Here is a 24,945-nt window from a genome sequence, read left to right on the forward strand (position 1 = left end):
GCATTGCTACCGATATCGCACTCGTAGGGCCCGGCGCCGTCGGCACGACGGTCGCCGCGCTGTTGCACGCGGCCGGCCATCGGGTGCTGCTGTGCGGCCACACCCCGCGAGACGGCGTCGAATTGCGCCCGGACGACGCCGAACCCATCGTGGTGCCCGGACCGGTGCACACCGACCCCGAAGCCGTCAGCGGACCGGTAAACGTGCTGATCCTGGCCGTCAAAGCCACCCAGAACGCCGCCGCGGCCGGCTGGCTGGCCCGGCTGTGTGACGAGGACACCGTTGTCGCCGTGCTGCAGAACGGTGTGGAACAGGTCGAGCAGGTGGCGCCGCTCTCGCCGTCTCCGCATGTCATACCGGGCAGCGTCTGGTTTTCGGCCGAGACGCAGCCGGGCGGTTGGGTGCGGTTGCGCGGTGAGGCCGCGCTGGTGCTGCCTACCGGACACCCGGCCGAGTCCTTGGCCGATCTGCTGCGCGGCGCGGGCTGCCAAGTGGAGTGCAACCCCGACTTCGTCACGGTGAACTGGCGCAAACTGCTCATCAACGCGCTGGCCGGACTGATGGCGCTGTCGGGGCGGCGCTCGGGCATGTTCCGCCGGGACGACGTGGCCGAGCTGGGCCGCCGGTACATGGCCGAATGCCTGGCGGTGGCGCGCGCAGAAGGTGCCCAACTCGGCGACGACGTGGCCGAGCACCTGGTCGAATCTTTCCGGGTGGTTCCCGAAGACATGGGCACCTCGATCCTGGCCGACCGGGAAGCGCACCGCCGGATGGAATGGGACCTGCGCAACGGCGTGATCGTCCGTAAAGCCCGCGCGCACGGTCTGGCCACCCCGATCAGCGACGTGCTGGTGCCGCTGCTCGCCGCAGCCAGTGACGGCCCCGGATAGTGTCTGATTTATGCACCCGTGTGAACGCGTCGACCTGAGCTTCTTCGAGACGGCGCCCTACCGCTTCCGCAACAGCGTCGACCTGGCGATCACGCCTGAGCAGCTGTTTGAGGTGCTTGGCGACGCGCAGTCCTGGCCGCGCTGGGCGACGGTGATCACCAAGGTCACCTGGACCAGTCCCGAACCCCGCGGAATCGGCACCACCCGTGTGGTGGAGATGCGTGGCGGCATCATCGGCGGTGAAGAGTTTATCGCCTGGGAACCGTTCACCCACATGGCATTCCGGTTCAACGAATGCTCCACTAAGGCGGTTGCCGCGTTCGCCGAGGACTACCGGGTGGCGGTCATTCCCGGCGGCTGCCGGCTCACCTGGACGATGGCCCAGCAGCCGGCCCGCGGCGCGGGTCTGGGCATGGCGCTGTTCGGCCCGCTGCTCAATCTCGCGTTGCGCCGGTTCCTGCGCAACCTGCGCACATACACCGACAGCCGATTCGCCACCACACAGCAGCGATAGGCTGTGTCGGCGCGGGTAAAACTCTAGTTCCGGGGAGCGTGCGATGACCTTCAACGAGGGTATGCAGATCGACACCAGTTCCGCGTCGTCCTCGGGCGGCGGCGGGATGGGCCGGATGGCCATCGGTGGTGGCATCGGTGGACTGCTGCTGGTGGTGGTGGCCATGCTGCTCGGCGTCGACCCCGGCGGCGTGGTCAGCCAGCAGCCACTGGACTCGAGCCAGAACGTGGCACCCGGATTCGACCTCAACCGATGCAAGACCGGGGCGGACGCCAACAAGTACGTGCAGTGCCGCGTGGTCGCCACCAGCAACTCGCTGGACGCGGTGTGGAAGCAACTGATGCCGAAATACACCCGCCCCCGTCTGCGCCTGTTCAGCGGACAGGTGAGCACAGGATGCGGACCGGCCAGCAGCGACGTCGGGCCGTTCTACTGCCCGGTGGACAAGACGGCCTATTTCGACACCGACTTCTTCCAGGTCCTGGTCACCCAATTCGGTTCCAGCGGCGGACCTTTCGCGGAAGAATACGTGGTGGCCCACGAGTACGGACACCACGTGCAGAACCTGCTGGGGGTGCTCGGACGCGCCCAGTCCGGCGCACAGGGCGCCACCGGCAGCGGGGTACGCACCGAGTTGCAGGCCGACTGCTATGCCGGGGTGTGGGCGCACTATGCGTCCACCGTCAAGCAGGACAGTACGGGCCAACCGTTCCTGCAGCCGTTGACGGACAAGGACATTCAGGACGCCCTGTCGGCGGCGGCGTCGGTGGGTGACGACCGGATTCAGCAGCAGGTGAACGGCCGGGTCAATCCCGAATCCTGGACGCACGGCTCGTCCGCGCAACGGCAGAAGTGGTTCACCACCGGGTATTCGACCGGCGAACCCAACAAGTGCGACACGTTCAACACCAACGATCTGGGGTGAAACTCGAGCATCCGATCACGGTAGGCACGGCCGAGTTCAACGCCGACCAGCATGCCTACTACGACTGGATGCGCCGCGAGGCACCCGTGTATCGGGGCCGGCTGGCGTTGCGGCCGCCCGAGCAAGACGTCTACTTCATCTCCCGCTACCGGGATTGTCAGGACCTGGTCACCGACCCGCGGATCCGCCGCGTGCTCGACGGCACCGCCGACGACGTCTCCGTAGTACCCGAGGCGATCCGCCTGTTGACCACCGACACCATGGTCTACCAGGACGACCCGTCGCACCTGCGGCTGCGCAAACTGGTGAGCCGGCCGTTCACCCCCCGTGCGGTAGCGCGGCTGCGCGCCCGCGTCCGCACGGTCACCCGCTCGTTGCTCGACGGTTGGCGGCCCGGTCACCACATCGACCTGCACCGCGATTTCGCCCTGCCGGTCCCGACCATCGTGATCAGTGAAATCGTCGGTGTCCCAGGAGAAGAACGCGCCACGTTCCACACCTTCATCGAGTTGTTGTTCGAGGCGATGCTGAACCATGACGCCGCCGGCGCCGGTGCGCAGATGGAGGGTTTCGTCACCTACCTCCGCGCGTTGATCGAACAACGGCGCGCCGACCCGGGCCCGGACATCATCACCGGGCTGGTCAACGCCCGCGAGGACGGTGCCAGCCTGACCGACGACGAGATCGTCGCGATGTTGTTCCTGATCATCACTGGCGACTATCAGACCACCCCGAACGTGATCTGCAACGGCATTGCGGCGCTACTCACCCACCCCGACCAGCTGCGCCTACTGCAGCAGCGTCCCGAACTCATCGGCAGTGCGGTCGAGGAGATCCTGCGCTACACCGGTACCGTCGGCGGTACTGAGGCAACGACTTTCGCCGGCGAGGACATCACCCTGCACGGGGTGACCATTCCCCGCGGGGCGATGGTGACCACGCTGCTGACGTCGGCCAACCGCGACCCCGCACAGTTCCCCGAGCCCGACCGCTTCGACATCACCCGCAGCCCGAACAACCATCTCGCGTTCAGCAAGGGCACCCACTTCTGCCTGGGATCGCATCTGGCCCGGTTGGAAACCGGGATCGCCATCGCCGAACTGATCGCACGGTTCCCGGGCCTGTCTTTGGCCGTCGCGCCGGAAGAGCTGCGACTACAACCGATCCCGCTGCTCAACCGTTTCGAGGAGGTGCCGGTGGTCCTGGGTTGACACCGGCTATCCGGCCAGCAGCTGCTTCAACTGCGCACGACCCTGCTCGTCGAGGGCCAGCAGCGGCGCCCGCGGGTCGCCGGCCGGGAACCCCAGCAAATCGAGGCCGGCCTTCACGGTGGTGGGCAGCCCACCGGCAACGATGAACTGCAACAGCGGTTTCAGGTCGTCGTAGAGGATCTGGGCCTTCTCCAGGTCGTCGGCGCGCACCGCGTTGTACAGGTCGATACATGGCTGGGGCCGTAAATTCGGTGCGGCCGTGCACCATCCGGACGCGCCGACCTTGAGTGCGTCGAGAACCAGTGGATTGCTGCCGTTGTAGAACGGCAACTGACCGTCGCTGAGTTCGGCGATGCGCCGCATCCGGCTCAGATCACCCGTGGACTCTTTGACCATGGTGACGTTGCCGATGTTGTCGAACATGGTGACCAGCAGTTCGGGGCTCATGTCCACACCACTGGTGGCCGGGTTGTTGTACGCCATGATCGGGATGTCTATTGATTCGCCGATGCTGCGGTAGTGCTGCGCGATCTCCCGGTCAGTGAGCTTCCAATAGGAGACCGGCAGAATCATCACCGCGTCGGCGCCGGCCTGTTGCGCATATTGAGCACGCCGAATTGTGTTGGCGGTGGTCAGATCTGACACGCCGACGATGACCGGGACCCGGCCGTTGACGGCGGCCATCGTGGTGTCGACGACGGTGTCGAACTCCGGCTCGTCGAGGTAGGCCAGCTCGCCGGTGCTGCCGAGCGGGGCGATCGCGTGCACGCCGGAGGACACCAGACGGTCAACGAGGCTGGCCAGCCGCTCGGTGTCGATACCGGCCGTATCTGCGGTGAACGGGGTGATCGGATAGGCGATGATGCCGTGGATTTCGGGCACGGTTCCTCGAATTCAGTTGACGGGCAGCGGATTCAGGACGTCCGGGTGTCGCACCAGCGCGCGGCGGGCGTAGTAGGCGAAGTTGGCCCGGCTGCGCGAGGGTGTCAGCGTCCAGTCGTGGGCCTCCCGGGCCAGTTCCTCGGGCAGCTCCTTGACCGTGCCGGCAGCCATGGCCGCAAGTTGCAGCTTGGCTGCGCGCTCGATCAGGACTGCCAGCGAGCACGCCTCCTCCACGGTGGCGCCGGCCACCACCTGCCCGTGATGCGCGAGCAGTGCGGCCTTCTTGTCGCCCAGCGCTGCGGTGATGATTTCGCCTTCTTCGTTGCCGACCGGCACCCCGGGCCAGTCGGCCAGGAAGGCGCAATCGTCATAGAGCGGGGTGGTGTCCATGTGGGAGACGATCAGCGGCACCTCCAGCATCGACAGGGCCGCCACATGGAAGGGATGAGTGTGCACGATGCAGTGCACGTCGGGCCGCGCCCGGTAGATCCAGCTGTGGAAGCGATTGGCGGGGTTGGCCATTCCCGACCCCTCTAGGACGTTGAGATCCTCGTCGACCAGCAGCAGGTTGCCCTCGGTGATCTCGTCGAAGCCCAGGCCCAGACGCTGGGTGTAGTAGGTACCGGGCCGCTCAGCGCGTGCGGTGATCTGCCCGGCCAGCCCGGAGTCATGGCCGGCGTCGAACAAGGCGCGGCAGGTGAGCGCAATCTTCTGGCGGATGGTCAGTTCATACTCGGCGTTCTCGGCATCCAGGCGTTCCTGGGCGCGCCGCATCAATTCGGCTTTCGACTGGGTGAAGGTGTCTGACATCGGTCGGCTCCCTCGAGCGGGAAATCGTGACACAATAGTAGCACTCTAGGAAACCTTGTGTCATAGGGGGTTCGGCCGATGACAGCTCTGCTTCGGGCGGTGCGCAAGCAGCGTGGCCTCACCCTTGAGCAGCTGGCCAGTCAGACCGGGCTGACCAAGAGTTACCTGTCCAAGGTCGAGCGCGGCCACAGCACGCCGTCGATCGCGGTCGCCCTCAAGGTGGCGCGCGCGCTGGACGTCGATGTCGCCCGCCTGTTCTCCCACGACGCCGCGGAGGACCAGATCACCGTCGACCGCGCGGACCTGGCCGGCGGACGCTACCGCGCGCTGGCTACCGCACTGCTGGGCAAGTCGATGTCGCCGTTCGTGGTCCGGCCCACCGCGGCGGCGTCCGACGATCCGCATCCGGAACACACCGGACAGGAATTCGTTTTCGTGCACGCCGGGACCGTCGAGCTCACTTACGGCGAGCGCGTCGTCACCCTCGCCGCCGGGGACAGCGCCTATTTCGAGGCGTCCGTCGGCCACCGGCTCAGGGCCGTCGGTGGGCATCCCGCGGAGGTCGTCGTCATCACCAACCCGTAGCCGTGTCCCCCGATCAGGGGACACCGAAGGGACCCGTCGTGGGATACACATTGCGCCTATGTGTAACGAGACTGGGCGTTACACATTGGCCGAACTTGTCATTGTGTCCTGATAAGAAGCAGTTATCGATCCACAAAGGAGAATGATCGTGTCTCACGAAATCCTGTTCGCCGCCACCGAGGCGACCTACGGACTGATCTCGTTCGTCGTCGACGAGACCTCCGACTGAGAACGGCCCGGGGCCGGTGGGAGGTTGACATCCCCGCCGGTCCGGGTCTCGCCAGCAAACCCCGAACCTCCTAAGCTCGGAACCGATATGTCCACTGAAAACACCCCCGACAGCCCGATAACTCGCGACGGCAGCCTGGTCGAAATCTATCGACGCGTGTCGGTGACCGACGAGCTCGAGCGGATCACAGCGCTGCTTGAGCCCGGCGGCTCGGTGCTGGACCTCGGGTCCGGAGCCGGGCGCATTTCGAACCCGTTGTCCGAGAGAGGGTTTCAGGTCACCGCGGTAGACGACTCCGCGGACATGCTTGCCCACGTGCGCGGCGCCAAGACTGTTCAGGCCCGCATCGAGGATCTGCGACTACCCGAGAGATACGACTGCGTCCTGCTGGCAAGCAGCCTGGTCAACTATCCGGGGGTGGACGGACGCAGGGGCCTGCTCGCCACCGTTGCCCACCACCTCAAACCGACCGGCAAAGCCGTCATCCAGTGGCGACCGCCGGACTGGTTCGACCAGCGGCCCGTCGGCAGCTATCACCGCGCCGATGGTGCGATGCAGCAGACGATGACCATCTTGCGCAACGACGGAGAGGTCGTCCTCGGCGAGTTCACCCTTGAGTACGGCGACCAGAGCCTGACCCAGTCGTTCGAGGCCCACCGGGTCAGCGTCGAGGACTTCCGCACACTGCTCGGCGAAGTCGGCCTGACGCTGGACACCGATGATCCGGAGTCGTCCGAATGGCTCACCGCTTCGGTGCGGAGCTGACCCGTCCGGTGGACCTGCCCGGTACGTCATTCAGGGGACCCAAATAGGGTCCGTTCGTAGGCTGCCCAAGCCTCGTGCCGGCGTTGCACCATTGAGGCTCAAACACATTGAGTGAAAGGTCGGGTGCGAACCGATGGCACACGAAGTTCTGTTCTTCGACGAAGAGACGCCCTACTCGTTGTTCGGCTTCTTCGCCGGCGACGCCGCGGAATAACCAAGCTGACGACGCCGGCGGGACCGCATTCCCCCGCCGGCGTTTGTCTGTCTGCTACCAGGGCCGCGTCGAGCAGGTCACGCCGGTGGTGGCGCTTCGCGAGTCGACCACCTGGCCATCCACGGCAATCTCGCAGCGCAGCTCCGGCGTGCTTCCCGAGCCGCAGTCCGGCCAGTGGCAGCCACCGCTGGCGCTGACGAACGCCCACTGGCCGGGGTTCGCGAGAGTAGCGGTGTAAACAAGTGGCTGATCTGCGCTGAAGGTGGCCGGCACGGTGGTCAGGAATTGCGAGGAGTTGGCGTCGAACGCCGCCTGACTGGGCGGATCGGTGTTCATGTAACGGATGTTGCCGGTCAGGTTGCCGGTGGTGGTGATCGTGTAGGTCACCTGGTGGCCGGTCGGATCCGCGTGCGCGGTCGGGGTCACGGCCACGAAGGCCGCGCCCAGGATGACCGCGGCGATCGCGCTTGCCAGTTTGTGCACGTTCGTCATATCGGAAACGCTACCGGATTCGTTACCTGCCGATTTCTGGCAAACGTCTCTAACATCTAGCTGTGCCCACAGCCTTCGTGTTGTCCGGCGGTGCCAGCCTGGGAGCCATCCATGTGGGAATGCTGCGCGCCCTGGCCGATGAAGGGATCACCCCGGACCTGATCGTGGGCACCTCCGTCGGCGCCGTCAACGGCGGCTGGCTGGCGTCCCGCGCCGATGCCGCCGGGATCCGCGGCCTGGGCGAGCTCTGGGTGTCCCTGACCCGGCAGCAGGTGTTTCCGGCGCACCCGCTCTCGGGTGTGCTCGGCGTCTTCGGACGACGGACGCATCTGGTTCCCAACTCCGGGCTGCGGCGCATTCTCTCCGAGAAGTTGGAGTTCACCCGGCTTGAGGATGCACCCATACCGCTGCACGTGGTGGCCACCGACGTCGTCTCGGGCACCGACGTCTTGCTGTCATCCGGCGATGCGGTGGACGCGATCGCGGCCAGCGCCGCCATCCCGGGGATCTTCCCGCCCGTCACCATCAACGGACGCGATCTGATGGACGGAGGTGTTGTGAACAACACACCTGTGTCGCATGCGGTCGCGCTCGGCGCCGACCCGGTGTGGGTGTTGCCCACGGGCTACTCCTGCGACCTGCCGGCGACACCGAAGTCGGCCATCAACATGGCCCTGCACGCCATGACGCTGGCTCTCAACCATCGTCTCGCGGACGATATCTCGCGTTACGAAACCGCCTGTGAACTGCACGTCATCCGCCCGCTGTGCCCGGTCAGCATCTCCGGAGCCGACTTCTCACACGCGGCTACCCTGATCGATCGCTCGCATGCCGCAACCCGCGAGTGGCTGGCCGCGCACCCGCCGTCGACCGGGCAGGCGGCGCTGCTGGAGCCGCACCGCCACTAGCGCGTTTCCCCGGGCCCGTTCTGCCGACGTTCACCCCGGTCCGGTATGAAGCACCCCATGACCGACGATCCGGAACGGGGCGAACCGCCGGGCTTCAGCCGCCGCACACTGATCACGACCGGGGCGGTGGCCGGCGTTCTCGGCGTAGGCGCCGGGGTGGGCGGCGGCGCGTTGCTGCCCGGACACCGTGCCGGCCCCGACGTCTGGTACCAACCGGCGAGGACCGGAGCGCCGCCCATCGGTGGTCTGCATCTGCAATTCGGGCGCAACGCCAGCACCGAAGTGGTGGTGTCCTGGCACACCGTCGAGGCCGTCAGCAATCCACGCGTGATGCTGGGCACACCGACTGCAGGCTTCGGCAGCACAGTGGCAGCCACGACGCGCACATACCGAGACGCGAAGTCGAACAGCGAGGTTCGCGTGTATCACGCCCGCCTCACGGGCCTGACACCGGACACTCAATACGTCTACGCCGCAGTGCATGATGGTACCGATCCCCAGCCCGCAACAATCACAACGGCGCCGCTAGGCCGAAAAGCACTGCGCTTCACAAGCTTCGGCGACCAGTCCACGCCCATGCTGGACCGGTCAGTCGACGGCCGATTCATCAGCGACCACATCGGATCGCCCGCCGCCGGCGATATCCCGGCTGCCATCGAGCGCCTCGAACCATTGTTCAACCTCGTCAACGGCGACCTGTGCTACGCAAATTTGGCCGAGGACCGGATCCGCACCTGGTCGAATTGGTTCACCAACAACAGCCGTTCGGCACGTTACCGGCCCTGGATGCCGGCAGCAGGCAACCACGAGAACGAATTGGGCAATGGGCCAATAGGTTACGGCGCCTACCAGACATACTTTGAGGTGCCCGATTCCGGGGCCAGCCCGCAATTACGTGGCTTGTGGTACTCGTTCACGGCCGGGGCGGTGCGAGTCATCAGCATCAATAACGACGATGTGGCACTGCAGGACGCAGGCAACTCTTACATCCATGGCTATTCCGGCGGCGAACAACGGCGTTGGCTCGAGCGTGAACTCGCCAACGCGCGACGCGACCCGGATATCGACTGGTTGATCATCTGCATGCATCAGACGGCGATCTCCACCGCCAAGAAGAACGGTGCCGATCTCGGCATCCGGGAGCAGTGGCTGCCGCTGTTCGACCAATACCACGTCGATCTGGTGCTGTGCGGACACGAACACCATTACGAGCGGTCGCACCCGCTGCGCGGCTCCCTCGGTAGCGATACCAGGACCCCGATTCCCGTCGACACACGTCGCGACGTCATCGACACCACTCGAGGAACAGTTCACCTCGTCATCGGAGGCGGCGGGACGTCGGTGCCGACCAACGGGTTGCTGTTCCCAGAACCTCGCTGCCAGGTGATCACCGGTGTCGGCGCATACGATCCCGCAGTTCGACACAAGCCTTCCATCTATGTCATGGAGGACGCGCCGTGGTCAGCGTTTCGCGACCGCGACAACCCTTACGGTTTCGTGTCATTCGATGTGGATCCGGGTTCGCCCGGCGGCAAGACGTCGATCAAGGCGACGTACTACGCGGTGCGGGGACCATACGGCGCGGTTGTCCCGATCGACGAGTTCACGTTGATTAAGCCGCGCGGGGGTTAGAACAGAGTCGGTTGTCCGGGGGTAGGCGCGGGCACACGCGGCGGTGCGGATGGCCGAGGGTCGCTGCCCAGCCGATATTTGGCAATCAGCGGCCGGGCGCGCTCGCGGAGCATGTCGCGGTAGCTCTGCGGCAGGTAGGCGCCACGACGGTAGAGGTCGCGGTATCGGCTGGTGAGTTCGGGATGCGTGCTGCTGAGCCAGGCCATGAACCAGCCGCGCGTGGCGCCGCGCAGGTGCAGACCGAACACGGTGACGCTGGTGGCTCCGGCGGCGGCGATCTGCTCCAGCAGTGCGTCGAGGTGTTCGGACGAATCGGTGAGATGCGGCAGCACCGGCGCGACCATGACATGGCAGCCGAGGTTTGCTTCACGGATGGCGCTGATCAGCGACAACCGGGCCTGCGGTGTCGGGGTTCCGGGCTCGACATCGCGGTGCATTTGTGGGTCACCCACCGCCAGCGAGATCGCCACCGACAGCGGAACCTGTTGCGCGGCTTGCGCTATTAGCGGCAGGTCGCGGCGTAGCAGGGTGCCCTTGGTGAGGATGGACATGGGCGTGCCGGACTCGGCGAGCGCGGTGATGATGCCGGGCATCAACGCGTAGCGGCCCTCGGCGCGCTGGTAGGGGTCGGTGTTGGTGCCCAGTGCAACGGTTTCGCGCTGCCACGACGATCGCCTGAGCTCCTGCCGTAGCACCTCGACGACGTTCGTCTTGACGACGATCTGCGTGTCGAAGTCGGTGCCGACGTCGAAGTCCAGATATTCGTGGGTGGGGCGGGCGAAGCAGTAGCGGCAGGCGTGTGAGCAGCCACGATAGCCGTTGACCGTGTAGCGGAAGGGCAGGGCGGCCGCGTTGGGCACCTTGTTCAGCGCGGACTTGCACAGCACCTCGTGGAACGTCATCCCGTCGAATTGCGGCACCCGCACGCTCTTCACCAGGCCCAACCGCTGCAGGCCGGGCAACGCCCCGTCGTCGACGGGGCTTCCGTTGACCGCCACCGCTTGACCCGCCCACCTCATAGCTCCATTCGAACAATAGTTCGATCTGCCGTCAAGTGGCTTTGGCGCTCTCGCGGCCGGGCGGCCTTGGCGCCTGCCCGCGACCCCCGGGCGCGAGCGCCCGCAAAGGTACGGGTTCTACGGCGCGTCCCTGGCAACACGCGCACGCTCGGCGCCCGGGACGGCCAGCCACACCACACCCCCGGCGCGAGCGCCCGCAAAAGGTACAGGTTCTACGGCGCGTCCCTGGCAACACGCGCACGCTCGGCGCCCGGGACGGCCAGCCACACCACACCCCCGGCGCGAGCGCCCGCAAAAGGTACAGGTTCTACGGCGCGTCCCTGGCAACACGCGCACGCTCGGCGCCCGGGACGGCCAGCCACACCACACCCCCGGCGCGAGCGCCCGCAAAAGTACGCGTTCTACGGCGTGTCCCTGGCAACACGCGCACGCTCGGCGCCCCAGCACCGGCGCCTGCCGCGACCCCCGGCGCGAGCGCCCGCAAAAGTACGCGTTCTACGGCGTGTCCCTGGCAACACGCGCACGCTCGGCGCCCGGCACGGCCAGCCACACCACACCCCCGGCGCGAGCGCCCGCAAAAGTACGCGTTCTACGGCGTGTCCCTGGCAACACGCGCACGCTCGGCGCCCCAGCACCGGCGCCTGCCGCGACCCCCGGCGCGAGCGCCCGCAAAAGTACGCGTTCTACGGCGTGTCCCTGGCAACACGCGCACGCTCGGCGCCCGGCACGGCCAGCCACACCACACCCCCGGCGCGAGCGCCCGCAAAAGTACGCGTTCTACGGCGTGTCCCTGGCAACACGCGCACGCTCGGCGCCCCAGCACCGGCGCCTGCCGCGACCCCCGGCGCGAGCGCCCGCAAAAGTACGCGTTCTACGGCGTGTCCCTGGCAACACGCGCACGCTCGGCGCCCGGCACGGCCAGCCACACCACACCCCCGGCGCGAGCGCCCGCAAAAGTACGCGTTCTACGGCGTGTCCCTGGCAACACGCGCACGCTCGGCGCCCCAGCATCGGCGGCACGCATTTACCCCAGTCGCGAAAGAACCTCAGCGACAACCGAATCGATCGCCACCGACACCTGCTCCCCGGAAGCCATGTCTTTGACACCGACTGTGCCGGCATCCAGATCGCGATCACCGGCCACCAGGGCGACCCGGGCGCCGGAGCGGTCGGCGGCGCGCATCGCTCCTTTGAGCCCGCGGTCGCCGTAGGCCAGGTCGACGCGCACACCGGCGGCGCGCAACTCAGCCGCCAGCACCGCCAACCGCAATTTGGCCGCCTCACTCAACGGCACGCCGAACACCTCGCAGCGCGCCGCGGACCCTACGCTCTTGCCCTCGGCACGCAGCGCCAGCAGCGTTCGGTCCACACCCAGCCCGAACCCTATCCCCGACACGTCTTGTCCGCCAAGCTCTTTCATCAACCCGTCATAGCGCCCACCGCCGCCGATGCCGGATTGCGCGCCCAACCCGTCGTGCACAAACTCGAAGGTGGTCTTGGTGTAGTAATCCAGGCCCCGGACCATGCGCGGGTTAAGCACGTACGGAACCCCGAGCGCATCCAGGTGCGCCTGCACAGTGTCGAAGTGTTGCTTGGCGGCGTCGGAGAGGTGATCGAGCAGCACCGGCGCATCAGCAGTCATCGCCTTGACCTCGGGCCGCTTGTCGTCGAGCACCCGCAGCGGGTTCAGTTGCGCGCGCTGTCGGGTCTGCTCATCAAGGTCGAGACCAAACAGGAAGTCCTGCAACAGTTCCCGGTATTGCGGGCGGCAGCTCTCGTCCCCCAGCGAGGTGATCTCCAGCCGGAAGCCGTCCAGGCCCAACGACCGGAATCCCGCGTCGGCGACAGCGATCACCTCGGCGTCCAGCGCCGGATCGTCGATGCCGATCGCTTCGACGCCCACCTGCTGCAACTGGCGATACCGGCCGGCCTGCGGACGCTCGTAACGGAAGAACGGGCCCGCGTAGCACAGCTTGACCGGCAGCGCGCCGCGATCCAGGCCATGCTCGATCACCGCCCGCACCACGCCGGCGGTGCCCTCGGGCCGCAGCGTCACCGAGCGGTCGCCGCGGTCGGAGAAGGTGTACATCTCCTTGGACACCACATCGGTGGACTCCCCCACCCCGCGAGCGAACAACGCGGTGTCTTCGAACACAGGCAGCTCGATGTGGCCGTACCCGGCCCGCCGGGCGGACGAAAGCAGGCCCTCGCGCACGGCGACGAACTGCGCCGAATCGGGCGGGATGTAGTCTGGAACCCCCTTGGGCGCAACAAATTCCGTCACGGGCTCAGGCCTTCGATGAAGGGGTTGTACCGGCGTTCGGCGCCGATGGTGGTGGAGTTGCCATGCCCGGGTAGTACCACGGTCTTGTCCTCGAGCACCAACAGTTTATTGACGATCGAGCGCAGCAGGTCGCGTCCGCTGCCGCCGAACAGGTCGCTGCGGCCGATGGAACGCTCGAACAGGGTGTCGCCGCTGAATACGACGTCCGCCTCCTTCTGCGCCGCCTGCAGCACGCGGAAACACACCGATCCGCGGGTGTGTCCCGGGGTGTGGTCGATGTTGACCGAGATGCCGCCGAGGTCGATCTTGTCGCCGTCGCGGTCCAGCTCGACGACCTGCTTGGGCTCCCGGAAGAACGCACCGGCGAACACCTGCGCCACCCGCGGCCCCATGCCGTGGATCGGGTCTTTGAGCATGAACCGGTCTTCGGGATGGATGTAAGTGGGGCACCCGAAGGTGTCCGACACCTTCTGGGCGGACCACATGTGGTCGATGTGACCATGGGTGATCAGCACCGCGGCCGGAGTGAGCCGGTTCTTGTCGAGGATTTGCCGCAACTGGCCCATCGCACGCTGGCCGGGGTCGACGATGATGGCGTCGGCGCCCGGCCGCTCGGCCAGCACGTAGCAGTTGCACTGCAACAGCCCGGCGGGAAATCCGGTAATCAACACGGTCCCAGTTTTCCATCCCTGAAGCCATGGAATGATAGCGGCCGTGCCGACCAATCAGCAGCGACGTGCGACAGCAAAGCGCAAACTCGAGCGGCAGCTGGAGCGCCGCGCCAAGCAGGCCAAGAGGCGCCGCATCCTGACCATCGCCGGGGGCGCGGTCGCCGCGGTGGCGGTGGTGGCCGCCGTGGTGGTCGCCGTCGTCGTCAGCAAGGACGACCACAAAGGCAACCCCTCGGCGTCGACCACCTCGAGCAGTGCCGCGCCCAGCTCGTCGGCCGCCGGCCTGCCCCCGGTGCAGCTCGGCAACGCCGTGCCGTTGCCGCCGTTCAAGGCGCCGGCGAATCTGGGCGCCAACTGCCAGTACCCCGCGTCGCCGGACAAAGCCGTCAAGCCGGTCAAGCCACCGCGGACCGGCAAGGTGCCCACCGAGCCGGCCCAGGTGAGCGTCAGCATGGTGACCACCCAGGGAAATCTTGGCCTGATGCTCGCCAACAACGAATCACCGTGCACGGTGAACAGTTTCGCCAGTCTGACCAACCAGGGTTTCTTCAAGGACACCAAGTGCCACCGCCTGACCACCTCACCGTCGCTGTCGGTACTGCAGTGCGGTGACCCGAAGGGTGACGGAACCGGCGGGCCGGGCTATCAGTTCGCCAACGAATACCCCACCAACCAGTACCCCGCCAATGACCCGAAGCTCAAAGAGCCGGTGATCTATCCGCGGGGCACGATTGCGATGGCCAACGCAGGACCCAACACCAACAGCAGTCAGTTCTTCCTGGTCTACCGCGACTCGGCGCTGCCGCCGGAGTACACGGTGTTCGGCAAGATCCAGGACGACGGGCTGGCCACGCTGGACAAGATCGCGGCGGCCGGTGTCGCCGGCGGCGGTGAGGACGGCCCGCCCGCAGTGGATGTGACCATCACCTCGATCTTGCTCGACTAACCTGGTACCCCGGAGCGGCGGCGGCTTACCGGGAGGAGATTCGTGGCCGAGAGCTCGTTCGGTCGATACCAGCTGCAGGGTCTGCTGGGACGCGGTGGCATGGGGCAGGTCTATCGCGCCTATGACACCCAGACCGACCGCATCGTCGCCATCAAGTTGCTGCCGCCAAGTCTGGCCGAGGACAAAGAGTTCGAGCATCGGTTCCGCCGCGAGGCGCGCACGGCGGCCAGCCTTAACGACCCTCACGTGGTGCCCATCCACAGCTTCGGCGAGATCGACGGGCAGCTCTACGTCGACATGCGACTGGTCGAGGGCCGGGACTTGGGAAAGTTCATCGCCGAGAACGGCGGCCGGCTCAGCCCCGCGCAGACCGTCGCGATCATCGAGCAGACCGCGGCCGCTCTGGACAGCGCGCACCAGGTGGGGCTGGTGCACCGTGACGTCAAGCCGTCGAACATTCTGGTCGCTAACGCCCGCGACTTCGTCTACCTGATCGACTTCGGCATCGCCCGCGCCACCACCGACACGGCTCTGACCCAGACCGGGATGACGATGGGCACGCTGGCCTACCTGGCACCCGAACGCTTCCGGGGTATCACCGATCCACGAGCCGACGTCTACGCCCTGGCCTGCACGCTCTATGAGTGCCTCACCGGCGCGCGGCCCTACCCGGGCGATAGCTTCGAAGAGCAGGTCTCCGGCCACTTGCACGCGCCGCCGCCGCGCCCGACCGCCGTCCGCCATGACGTACCGCCGGCTTTCGATGCGGTGGTTGCCCGCGGCATGGCCAAGGACCCCGATGCCCGCTACCAGACGGTCACCGAACTCGCCGACGCCGCCCGCGCCGCGCTGGGCGCTGCCGGCATTGCCCTGCCTCCCCCGCCGCCGGCCGAGGCGCACACCGGGTTGGCGCCGTCCCACGCTCCAGCCGATGTGCCGGCGAGCAAGGAAGGCAGCAGTCGGGCCATGTTGGTCTGGACCGTCGCGGGCTCGGGCCTGGCGTTACTGCTCGTGGCTGCGCTGGTCGCTTTCTTCTCCGCGACCGATGACGGCGGCTCGAACACCCCGACGACCCGCACCTCGACGTCGGCCACCAGTCGGGCACCGGAAACGACGACCGACACCACCGACGTCAGCGACAAGACCGGCGTTGAGCAGACCGAGACGACCGAAACGACGACCGAGTCGGGTTCTCCGTAGGCACCTTACGAAGCCGACGTCACCCGGTAGACGTCGTACACGCCCTCGACATTGCGCACCACATTGAGCAGGTGCCCCAGGTGCTTGGGGTCCCCCATCTCGAAGGTGAACCGGCTGATCGCAACCCGGTCACCTGAGGTGGTGACCGACGCCGACAGGATGTTCACCTTTTCGTCGGCGAGCACCCGGGTGATGTCGGACAGCAGCCGGTGCCGGTCCAGCGCCTCGACCTGGATCGCCACCAGGAACACCGACGACGCCGACGGCGCCCACAGCACCTCGATGATGCGCTCGGCCTGCTGCTGCAGGGATGCCGCGTTGGTGCAGTCGGTGCGGTGCACACTCACCCCGCCGCCCCGGGTGACGAACCCCATGATCTGGTCGCCGGGCACCGGCGTGCAGCACTTGGCCAGCTTGGTCAGCACACCCGGCGCACCCGGCACCGACACGCCGACGTCCTCGGTGCTGCGGGGACGGCGCAGCATGGTCGTCGGGGTGGACCGCTCGGCCAGTTCCTCCTCGGCCTGGTCGATGCCGCCCAGTTCGGCCAGTAGCCGCTGCACCACGTGGCGGGCCGAGACGTGCCCCTCCCCGATCGCGGTGTACATCGCCGACACGTCGGTGTAGTGCAGCTCGCGGGCCACCGAGGCCATCGACTCACCATTGACCAAGCGCTGCAACGGAAGTCCGCCCCGGCGCACCTCGCGGGCCATGACTTCCTTGCCGGCCTCCAGCGCCTCCTCACGGCGCTCCTTGGCGAACCACTGCCGGATCTTCGTCTTCGCCCGTGGCGACACCACGAACTGCTGCCAGTCCCGCGACGGCCCGGCGTTCTGGGCCTTGGACGTGAAAACCTCTACTACTTCCCCATTTTCGAGCTTGCGTTCCAGCGCGACCAGTCGTCCGTTGACCCGGGCGCCGATGCAGCGGTGGCCGACCTCGGTGTGCACCGCGTAGGCGAAGTCCACCGGGGTGGATCCGGTCGGCAACGTGAAAACGTCGCCCTTGGGCGAGAACACGAAAATTTCTTGCACGGCGAGGTCGTAACGCAACGACTCCAGGAACTCCCCCGGGTCGGCAGCCTCACGTTGCCAGTCGAGCAGCTGACGCATCCAGGCCATGTCGTCGATCTCGGCGGCGGCGTGCGGATGCGGAACGCCGTTGCGGCCCTTGGCTTCCTTGTAACGCCAGTGCGCGGCGATGCCGAACTCGGCGGTCTTGTGCATGTCGCGGGTGCGAATCTGCACCTCCAGCGGCTTGCCCTCGGGCCCGACCACCGTGGTGTGCAGCGATTGGTACACACCGTATCTGGGCTGGGCGATGTAGTCCTTGAACCGTCCGGCCATCGGCTGCCACAGTGAATGCACCACGCCCACAGCGGCATAGCAGTCGCGGATTTCGTCGCACAGAATCCGGATGCCGACCAGGTCGTGGATGTCGTCGAAGTCGCGGCCCTTGACGATCATCTTCTGGTAGATCGACCAGTAGTGCTTGGGCCGGCCTTCCACCGTCGCCTTGATCTTCGACCCGTTCAACGTGTTGGTGATCTCGGTGCGGACCTTGGCCAGATAGGTGTCCCGAGACGGCGCGCGACCGGCGACCAACCGGACGATCTCCTCGTACTTCTTGGGATGCAAGATCGCGAACGACAGATCTTCCAGCTCCCACTTGACACTGGCCATACCGAGGCGGTGGGCAAGGGGCGCAATGACTTCCAGCGTTTCGCGGGCCTTGCGCGCCTGCTTCTCCGGTGGCAGGAAGCGCATGGTGCGCATGTTGTGCAGCCGGTCGGCCACCTTGATCACCAGCACCCGCGGGTCACGGGCCATCGCGGTGATCATCTTGCGGATCGTCTCGCCCTCGGCCGCGCTGCCCAGCACGACCCGGTCCAGCTTGGTCACGCCGTCCACGAGGTGGCCCACCTCTTCGCCGAAGTCCTCGGACAACTGCTCGATGGTGTACCCGGTGTCCTCGACGGTGTCGTGCAACAGGGCTGCCACCAACGTCGTGGTGTCCATGCCCAGTTCGGCGAGAATGTTCGCGACGGCCAGCGGATGGGTGATGTAGGGGTCACCGGAGTGCCGGAGCTGGGTGGCGTGCCGTTGGTCGGCGACCTCGTAGGCCCGCTGCAGGATCGCCAGATCCGCCTTCGGATAGACCTCCCGGTGCACCGCCACCAACGGCTCGAGCACCGGGTTGATGGCGCCGCTGCGGGCGGTCATCCGCCGCGCCAGGCGGGCGCGGACCCGCCGCGACGCGCTGGTGGTGGTCTTGAGCGGCTCTACCGGCGGCTCCGGGATCTCCGCCACCGGCAGCGGTTCGGTCGGCGGCGCGGCAGCCTGCAACGTGCTTTGGTCTTCCGCCACGTCAGTCACCTCCGCTTAGAGGATATCCGGTGCTCCGTCCGGGCGGGCCTCGTGATGCGGTCGGCCGTCAGTGCGACGGTCTTCTTTCATCTCGGATTCGAATAGGTGCCGCATGCCTCCCTGCAGCGCATCGCGGACCTGGCGCTCATGATCGCGGAACGCCGACCAGTAGTCGTCGTCAAACTCCTCGACGATCTGGAAGGTCCACCGCCCCGGCAGGACGTTGCGGCCGACCATCTCGGTCTCCAGCCGTTGCGCGATGTCGCCGTGTCCGGCGGCACGCAACTTCTCGCAGGCTTCTCCGAGCAGCAGATCCGCTCGTCCCATCAGCTGGTGGAACGAGTACAGGTGCCCGCGGGCGCGTTCCACCCACTCCAGCGCTTCGGTCACCGCTCCCACGGCCTCGACCGTGGCGTCGTCCACTCCTGCGGGCCGTCGTCGAGGGGTCGCTGCGTCGTCGATGCTCAACAGATTGCCTTTCGTTGGTTGCACAACTATTTTCCCTCGACCGCAGGCGGTCCCTCACCGGCGACGGTGTCGTCATGCAGGAACCTGACGGCCAGGATGCAGGTGTCGTCTTTGCGCTGCGGCGCGGCGAAGCACGTGCCCAGATCGCGACACGCCTGGTGCAGAGCGACGTTCGGCTGCCAGTCGGCAAGGTGATGCTGCACCTGGGTGATGGTGGTGTCGAGGTCGTCGCCACGGCGTTCGATGAGTCCGTCGGTGTACATCAGCAGGACGTCGCCGGGGCTGATGGACACCTGCTCCTCGGCGTAGGTGGCCTTGCGCAACGGACCGAGCACCGGGCCGCGGCCACCGTTGAGCCGGGACACCTCACCCGCAGCGGCACGCCGCAGCAACGCCGGTGGGTGCCCGGCGGAGCCGTACCGCAGCACACCTGTCGCGTGATCGAAGATCGCCACCGAGACGGTGGCGAACTGGCCGTGGCTGGTGTGGGCGGTGAAGATGTTGAGTTCGGCCAGCAGCTGTGCGGGGGGCAGCCCCTGGATGGCGAGCGCCCGCGCGGCGGCGCGCAGTTGAGCCATGTCTTCCACCGCGGGCAGGCCGTGACCGACGACATCGCCGACCGCCAGGTAGGTCCGGTTTTTCGGCAGCGGCAGCGCATCCCACCAGTCCCCGCCCAGTCCGTGCATGACGGCCGCGGGCTCGTACCACACGGCGACCTCGAGTCCGTCAATCTTGGTGGGCTGCGCCGGCAGCACCGCCGCCTGCAGCGTCTCCGCCCGGATGTGCTCGTCGGCGTAGGCGCGAGCCCGCAACCCCGCCTGGGTGACAAGCGTCGCCACGGCCGATGCGTAGGCACGTTGGGCGGCATCGAAGGGCTGCGGCCGCGTCCACATGAGCCCCAGAACTCCGACCGCGCGACTGCCGACCATCAACGGCCATGACCCGATCGAGGCGGCGTCGGCCTCGATCATCCATTGCCCGCCCGCGGGATAGCGTTCCCGGTATTCGGTGACGCTGGAAATCAGGACCGGAGCCGCGGTACGTACGGCGTCGGCGGCCGCACTCGGTTGTTTCATTGACAATCCCGAACCGATCTGCGCTTCGATCGCGGGCGAGTAACCGGCCATGTGAAGCCAGTTCAAGGTGGCGCCGTCGTCGCTGAGCAGTCCCAGCACCAGAGCGTCGGCGCCGGCGGCATGACGTACATGGGCTGCGGTGGCTTGGCCGATATCGTCGGGCGTCGTGGCAGCGGCCAGCGCCCTGCCCAGCTCGGCGAGCGATTTGAGGCGGTCTCGTTCACGCTGTTCGGCCTGGCGCTGCTTAGCCTCCGCTACACGGCTGGACGCCTCTTGGCCGATCAGCACCGACACGAGCATCAGCACCATGATGAAGCCCTGAGTGGCCGCCAAGCGCGCCGGAACCACCACCGGCAGAGTCGCGAAAAGACCGAATCCGGCCGCCGCGAGATAATTCGCGGCAACGGCCACTACGGCGCTGCACAGCGCCGCACCGATCACCTGCAGGCGAAATGCGGCCCACGCCAGTAGCGGCAACAACAGCAGCGCCGGCGGCACCGGCAACCGGAAGACGATCACCGAGACCACCGCGGTCACCGCTGTGACGAGGAGTACCTCCCATCGTCGCGCCCGGATGAGCGGCAGCTGTCGTGGCCATAACAACACTGGCACGCCCACCACCAGGACGCCGACCCCGTCTCCGGCCAGCCAGCGCAGCACGCCGGCGGGCCACCAGATTCCGGCGAATTCCGCGCCCACAGCCGCGCCCAACAGTCCCCCGACCAGCGGACCCAGCACACACGCGCCGGTGACGAAGCGGAGCAGATCGATGCGACGTCTCAGATCAGGGGCACCCCGGCACCAGAAACGCACCAATGACGCTCCCACCACAGACTCCAGCGCATGGGCGACCGCCAGCCCGGCGGCGGCTGCCAACGTGACGCCGTGGCGAGTGTCAACCACCGCGGCCGCGGCCATCGACGCGGCAATGACCACCGGCCATAGCCGCCGGTTGTTCAACAACATCGCCGCTACCGTCACCCCAGCGGACGGGAAAAACGTGACGCCTACGGCAGGTGTGAACGACTGCCACGACGAATCAGCACCCGCTGCAAACGCTGTTGAGGCCAGGCGGGAGGTGTGCCAGGTCAGCTCCGAGCCAGCGCCGCACAGGAGGGCGGTCAGCACGAACAAGCCCGGCCACTGGCGCAGCTGGCCTGCCACAGCTCTGCAACTCACCTCAGTGCACCCATGCTCCGCAAATCAGCCGATTGGAAGGCGACTGCCCGTCACACCCGGAAATGCGAGTAGGCCAACCACATCCCCGTCCGGGCAAGGGCCGTTGCGCTACCTTTTGAACGCTTGAATACCAGAATGTTGCCGCCGTTGCAGCAAACACACTACCGAGCCGTGGGGCGTCACACAGCCAAACAACTGATCCGGCAGACTCTACGCGCGGCTCAGGCTGTGGACTTGCAGTGGGGCGATCGCCTCCCGGCCGCGCAGCGCCTCCAGCTCCACGACCACCGCGGCGCCGGTGATATTCGCGCCCACCCGTTCCAGCAACCGGGTCGCGGCACCCAACGTGCCGCCGGTAGCCAGCACATCGTCGATCAGCATCACATTCCGCCCGGCCAGGTCAAGGCTGTCCGCCGGGATCTCCATGGTCGCCGTACCGTACTCCATTTGGTAGTCCTCGCTCAGGACCGGCGGCGGCAGCTTGCCACTCTTACGAATGGACAGCAGGCCGGTGCCCAGCCGGGAGGCGAGGGCAGCGGCGACGACGGCTCCCCGTGACTCGATGCCGACCACCAAGTCGGTGCCTCCCGCGACATCGGCCAACGCGTCGATGACCGCGGACATCGCCTCGCTGTCCGCGAAAAGCGGAGTGAGGTCTTTGAATTGGATTCCGGGCGTTGGGAAATCTGCGACGTCCCGGGTCAGCGACGCGATCACGTCGGCCACGGGAGCACTCCCCCTGAGATTCATCACTGCATTAGCGCCCATCGGTCCATGTTCCAGCCCGCCCCCCAGCGGGTTGGGTTCCTGCTCACGGCATACATCTTTTTAGACATCAGCAACGTCCGCTGCTGCCGATACAACGGCAACGTCGGCATGTCTCCCCAGAGTACCGGTGCACCCTCGGCGAGCAACCGAGCGCGCTCGGCCGGGTCCGCCGAGACCGCCAGCGCGCCGATGATCCCGTCCACCTGGGGATTTGCGTAACCCGACAGATTGTTCCCGTTGCCGCTGTGCAGGTCGTAGGCATCCATCGACGACGATCCGGTGGACCCGCTGCCGCTGGCTCCCCCGGTGCTGGCCAGCAGTACGTCGATCTTCCCGTCACGCAACGCCTGCGGCCCGGATGTGTCCAGCGTGACGTTGGAGACGGTGATTCCGGCCGGTGCGCAGGCGGTTGCGATGGATCCGACGGTGGCGGCCAGGCGCGCATTGGGCCCGCGGTAACCGATCCGCACCGTCAGCACACCCTTGTTCAGCGCGGCACGCGCGGCGTTCGGATCGGCCTTGGCGAATTGGGCGGCCTCGCTGGCGCCCTCGGCCCCGGACAACGCATCCTCGGCCGCCGGCGACAGTCGCGAGTTGGCGATCGGCGCGCCGGCGTCGCGGGCAATGGTGTCCCGCGGCGTGCACAACGCGAACGCATGGCGGGCGGCGCTGGTGGCCAGCGGGCCCTGAGGGGCGAAGATCAGCTGTTCGATGCCGGCCGAGGGCGCGTCGGCACGCTCGTAGTTGTCCGGAGTGGCCAACGCCCCGGAGGATCCGGCCGCCACGTCGACCACGTCGACGCTGCGGTTGTTCACCCGATCTTGGATGTCGCCGCCCAGCGGCCACACGGTGATCCGCTTGGTGATCGGCTTGGCGCCCCACCAGCGATCGTTGGCCACCAGCACCACCGCGCCGCCGTCCAGCACCCGCTCGATCTTGTACGGCCCGGAGGAGGGGAAACGCTTGAGATCGATACCCGGTTTGAGGTCCCAGGTGCTGTTCCACACCTTCGCGACCTGCTCGGCCACCGCGCCCTTGCTGGCCAGCAGGGCCGTGGTGATATCGGTGCCCAGGGCGTCGGAGATGACGTGCGACGGCATCATCGAGGTCGCGGTGAACAGCTGGGTGTAATCGACCACGCCGCGGTCCGGAATGAACGAGACCCGGGCCTTCTTCTGGCCGGGGGTGCATTCGATGTTGGCGATGTCGACGTACCCCGCCTGGGTCGCGGCGTCGAAACCGCCGAAGCGACCGGACTGGGCCGCCCAGGCCAGCACCAGGTCGTCACACGTCACCGGCTTGCCGTCGGAATAGATTGCGTTGTCCGCGATCTGGTAGTCCAGCACCAGGGGCGACCCGCCCACTACCGAGATGGTGCCGAAGTCGTGATCGGCGACGACCTGCCCGTCCGGTCCGTGATAACCGAAGCCGCTCAGGGTGCGGGCGAACGCCTGGGCGCCGGCAGAGGCGGCGCCGATCACCGTGTTCGTGTTGTACGTGGACAGGACACCATCCACCACGTAGTCGACCTGCCCCGCGGCACTACCCGAGCACGCGGTCAGGGTGGAGGCCGCCAGCACTGCCGTCACGCCAGTGGCCAGCATGGCTGCACGCCAGCGAGACCGGATGAACATGCGGCCTACCGCTTGCCGGCGTTTCGCTTGCCGGTGGGACGCCGCGCGCCGGTGGGACGCGCCGGGCGGGCACCGGGTGCCGGCTTGTTGGTGACCACGGGTTTGCTGGCGGTGGCGGCCTCGGTGACCGCTTCCGGGGCATCTGAGTCCTCCCCGGCGTCCCCGTCGGCGGACTCCCTCTTGGCGGCCGGCTTCTCGGGAAGCGCGCCGGCGCTGCGTCGCCGGAGTACCCGACGGGTGTGCGTGCGCACCAAGTCCGTCCGTTCCCGCAGCGTGACCAGCAGCGGAGTGGCGAAGAAGATCGAGGAGTAGGTGCCGACCATGATGCCGATGAGCTGTACCAGCGCCAGGTCCTTCAGCGTGCCGACCCCCAGCAGCCAGACCGCGACGACCATCAGCGCGAGCACCGGCAACACCGAGATGAGGCTGGTGTTGATCGACCGCATGAATGTCTGGTTCACGGCCAGATTGGCCTGTTCGGCGAACGTGCGCCGGGTGGTGTGCTGAAACCCGTGCGTGTTCTCTTCGACCTTGTCGAACACGATGACGGTGTCGTAGAGAGAGAAGCCGAGGATCGTCAGCAATCCGATCACCGTGGCGGGCGTGACCTCAAAGCCCACCAGCGCGTAGACGCCCGCGGTGACGGTCAGGTCGAAGATCATCGCCGCCAGTGCGGACAGTGTCATGTAGCGCTCGTAGCGCACGGTGATGTAGACGGCGACCAGCACCAGGAACACCACCAGAGCGATCACCGCCTTCGTGGTGATCTGGTCTCCCCAGGTTTCCGACACTGCCGCGTCGCTGATCGCCTTCTTGCTGGGATTGCCATCGGCGCCCTTGGGGTGGAACGCGTCGAACAAGGCGTTGCGCAGCTTCTCAGTCTGCTCGTTGGACAGGGTCTCCGAACGGATCTGCACGGTGGCCGACGACCCCTTGCCGACGGTGACCACCGATTCGGGGTCTTTGCCGATCGTCTTGTGGAACACGTCTTCCACCTGGGTGACCTGGATGGTGCCGCCCGAGCCCGAAGACGGCATCGAGACCGTGGTGCCGCCCTTGAAGTCGATACCGAAGGTGAAGCCGCGGATCAGGATCGCCAGCACGGCGACGGCCATGATCGCTCCGCTGACGCCGTACCAGAGCTTGCGACGCCCGACCACCTCGAACGCACCGGTGCCGGTGTACAGGCGGGACAGGAAACTGTGTTGCTGCGCCGCTGCGGTTTTCGCGTCGTCGTCGAGTTCGATGACTTCGGTGTCCTTGGTTGACGCCATGGA

At 66.9% G+C, this 24,945-nt stretch carries 21 protein-coding genes and 1 pseudogene; 10 read left to right on the forward strand and 12 right to left on the reverse strand.

Going from position 1 to position 24,945, the window contains the following annotated elements:
- Positions 1-2 precede the first annotated feature (2 nt).
- The 4 genes from AWC08_RS30330 to AWC08_RS30345 are packed head-to-tail and all read left to right on the forward strand — an operon-like array spanning position 3 to position 3,540.
- Positions 3-890 (forward strand): oxidoreductase, encoded by an 888-nt coding sequence (locus AWC08_RS30330; protein WP_082986339.1) that lies wholly within the window; start codon positions 3-5, stop codon positions 888-890.
- Positions 891-900: 10 nt separating this feature from the next.
- Complete coding sequence (locus tag AWC08_RS30335) at positions 901-1,404, forward strand: SRPBCC family protein (RefSeq protein ID WP_065134003.1); 504 nt, start codon at positions 901-903, stop codon at positions 1,402-1,404.
- A gap of 43 nt (positions 1,405-1,447) precedes the next feature.
- Positions 1,448-2,329, forward strand: a complete 882-nt coding sequence (gene ypfJ / locus AWC08_RS30340) for a KPN_02809 family neutral zinc metallopeptidase (protein WP_065134004.1) — start codon at positions 1,448-1,450, stop codon at positions 2,327-2,329.
- Positions 2,326-3,540, forward strand: a complete 1,215-nt coding sequence (locus tag AWC08_RS30345) for a cytochrome P450 family protein (RefSeq protein ID WP_065134005.1) — start codon at positions 2,326-2,328, stop codon at positions 3,538-3,540. The genes ypfJ and AWC08_RS30345 overlap by 4 nt, the downstream gene beginning before the upstream one ends.
- A gap of 6 nt (positions 3,541-3,546) precedes the next feature.
- Here the strand turns inward: AWC08_RS30345 and AWC08_RS30350 are convergent, their stop codons facing one another.
- Together AWC08_RS30350 and AWC08_RS30355 are read right to left on the reverse strand one after the other, a co-directional pair.
- Positions 3,547-4,422 (reverse strand): dihydrodipicolinate synthase family protein, encoded by an 876-nt coding sequence (locus AWC08_RS30350; protein WP_142283910.1) that lies wholly within the window; start codon positions 4,420-4,422, stop codon positions 3,547-3,549.
- Between the two features lie 12 nt (positions 4,423-4,434).
- The gene (locus tag AWC08_RS30355; protein WP_065134007.1) at positions 4,435-5,232 is read right to left on the reverse strand and encodes an aldolase; all 798 of its coding nucleotides are present in this window, start codon (positions 5,230-5,232) and stop codon (positions 4,435-4,437) included.
- A gap of 78 nt (positions 5,233-5,310) precedes the next feature.
- Between AWC08_RS30355 and AWC08_RS30360 the strand changes: the two genes are divergently transcribed.
- Complete coding sequence (locus tag AWC08_RS30360; protein WP_065134008.1) at positions 5,311-5,817, forward strand: helix-turn-helix domain-containing protein; 507 nt, start codon at positions 5,311-5,313, stop codon at positions 5,815-5,817.
- Between the two features lie 316 nt (positions 5,818-6,133).
- Positions 6,134-6,811 (forward strand): class I SAM-dependent methyltransferase, encoded by a 678-nt coding sequence (locus AWC08_RS30365; RefSeq protein ID WP_065134009.1) that lies wholly within the window; start codon positions 6,134-6,136, stop codon positions 6,809-6,811.
- A 268-nt stretch (positions 6,812-7,079) separates the two neighbouring features.
- Here AWC08_RS30365 and AWC08_RS30370 read toward each other — a convergent pair whose 3' ends face one another.
- A complete protein-coding gene (locus tag AWC08_RS30370) occupies positions 7,080-7,517 on the reverse strand; it encodes a hypothetical protein (RefSeq protein ID WP_065134010.1) in 438 nt (145 codons plus the stop codon).
- 62 nt (positions 7,518-7,579) lie between these two features.
- Here AWC08_RS30370 and AWC08_RS30375 point away from each other — a divergent pair, with 62 nt between their 5' ends.
- The gene (locus AWC08_RS30375; protein WP_065134011.1) at positions 7,580-8,425 is read left to right on the forward strand and encodes a patatin-like phospholipase family protein; all 846 of its coding nucleotides are present in this window, start codon (positions 7,580-7,582) and stop codon (positions 8,423-8,425) included.
- Positions 8,426-8,482: 57 nt separating this feature from the next.
- The gene (locus tag AWC08_RS30380) at positions 8,483-10,057 is read left to right on the forward strand and encodes a purple acid phosphatase family protein (protein WP_065134012.1); all 1,575 of its coding nucleotides are present in this window, start codon (positions 8,483-8,485) and stop codon (positions 10,055-10,057) included.
- Here the strand turns inward: AWC08_RS30380 and AWC08_RS30385 are convergent.
- The 3 genes from AWC08_RS30385 to AWC08_RS30395 all read right to left on the reverse strand — a co-directional run bounded on the left by AWC08_RS30385 (position 10,054) and on the right by AWC08_RS30395 (position 14,031).
- Positions 10,054-11,076 carry an Rv2578c family radical SAM protein gene (locus AWC08_RS30385; protein ID WP_065134013.1) on the reverse strand — a complete coding sequence of 341 codons (1,023 nt, stop codon included), beginning with the start codon at positions 11,074-11,076 and terminating at the stop codon, positions 10,054-10,056. The genes AWC08_RS30380 and AWC08_RS30385 overlap by 4 nt on opposite strands.
- A gap of 1,024 nt (positions 11,077-12,100) precedes the next feature.
- The gene (gene hisS, locus AWC08_RS30390) at positions 12,101-13,360 is read right to left on the reverse strand and encodes a histidine--tRNA ligase (RefSeq protein ID WP_065134014.1); all 1,260 of its coding nucleotides are present in this window, start codon (positions 13,358-13,360) and stop codon (positions 12,101-12,103) included.
- Entirely contained in the window at positions 13,357-14,031 is a 675-nt protein-coding gene (locus AWC08_RS30395; protein ID WP_065134015.1) for an MBL fold metallo-hydrolase, read from the reverse strand. The genes hisS and AWC08_RS30395 overlap by 4 nt, the downstream gene beginning before the upstream one ends.
- A gap of 43 nt (positions 14,032-14,074) precedes the next feature.
- Here AWC08_RS30395 and AWC08_RS30400 point away from each other — a divergent pair, with 43 nt between their 5' ends.
- The gene (locus AWC08_RS30400; RefSeq protein ID WP_069434483.1) at positions 14,075-14,977 is read left to right on the forward strand and encodes a peptidylprolyl isomerase; all 903 of its coding nucleotides are present in this window, start codon (positions 14,075-14,077) and stop codon (positions 14,975-14,977) included.
- A 99-nt stretch (positions 14,978-15,076) separates the two neighbouring features.
- Positions 15,077-16,066: pseudogene (locus tag AWC08_RS30405) on the forward strand (serine/threonine-protein kinase); the annotation flags it as partial.
- A 116-nt stretch (positions 16,067-16,182) separates the two neighbouring features.
- On the opposite strand, the gene AWC08_RS30410 reads toward AWC08_RS30405, so the two are convergent.
- From AWC08_RS30410 to secF, 6 genes are all read right to left on the reverse strand, one after another.
- Entirely contained in the window at positions 16,183-18,543 is a 2,361-nt protein-coding gene (locus tag AWC08_RS30410) for a RelA/SpoT family protein (protein WP_065132334.1), read from the reverse strand.
- A gap of 15 nt (positions 18,544-18,558) precedes the next feature.
- Positions 18,559-19,014, reverse strand: a complete 456-nt coding sequence (locus AWC08_RS30415; protein ID WP_065132335.1) for a hypothetical protein — start codon at positions 19,012-19,014, stop codon at positions 18,559-18,561.
- Positions 19,015-19,037: 23 nt separating this feature from the next.
- On the reverse strand, positions 19,038-21,266 hold the full coding sequence (locus AWC08_RS30420; protein WP_082986099.1) for a PP2C family protein-serine/threonine phosphatase: 2,229 nt from the start codon (positions 21,264-21,266) through the stop codon (positions 19,038-19,040).
- 210 nt (positions 21,267-21,476) lie between these two features.
- The gene (locus AWC08_RS30425; protein WP_082986098.1) at positions 21,477-22,034 is read right to left on the reverse strand and encodes an adenine phosphoribosyltransferase; all 558 of its coding nucleotides are present in this window, start codon (positions 22,032-22,034) and stop codon (positions 21,477-21,479) included.
- A complete protein-coding gene (locus AWC08_RS30430) occupies positions 22,016-23,668 on the reverse strand; it encodes an ABC transporter substrate-binding protein (RefSeq protein ID WP_065132331.1) in 1,653 nt (550 codons plus the stop codon). The genes AWC08_RS30425 and AWC08_RS30430 overlap by 19 nt, the downstream gene beginning before the upstream one ends.
- A gap of 5 nt (positions 23,669-23,673) precedes the next feature.
- Complete coding sequence (secF, locus tag AWC08_RS30435; RefSeq protein ID WP_065132330.1) at positions 23,674-24,942, reverse strand: protein translocase subunit SecF; 1,269 nt, start codon at positions 24,940-24,942, stop codon at positions 23,674-23,676.
- Between the last annotated feature and the right edge of the window lie 3 nt (positions 24,943-24,945).

It is taken from the genome of Mycobacterium gordonae, assembly GCF_002101675.1.
Classification (GTDB): domain Bacteria; phylum Actinomycetota; class Actinomycetes; order Mycobacteriales; family Mycobacteriaceae; genus Mycobacterium; species Mycobacterium gordonae.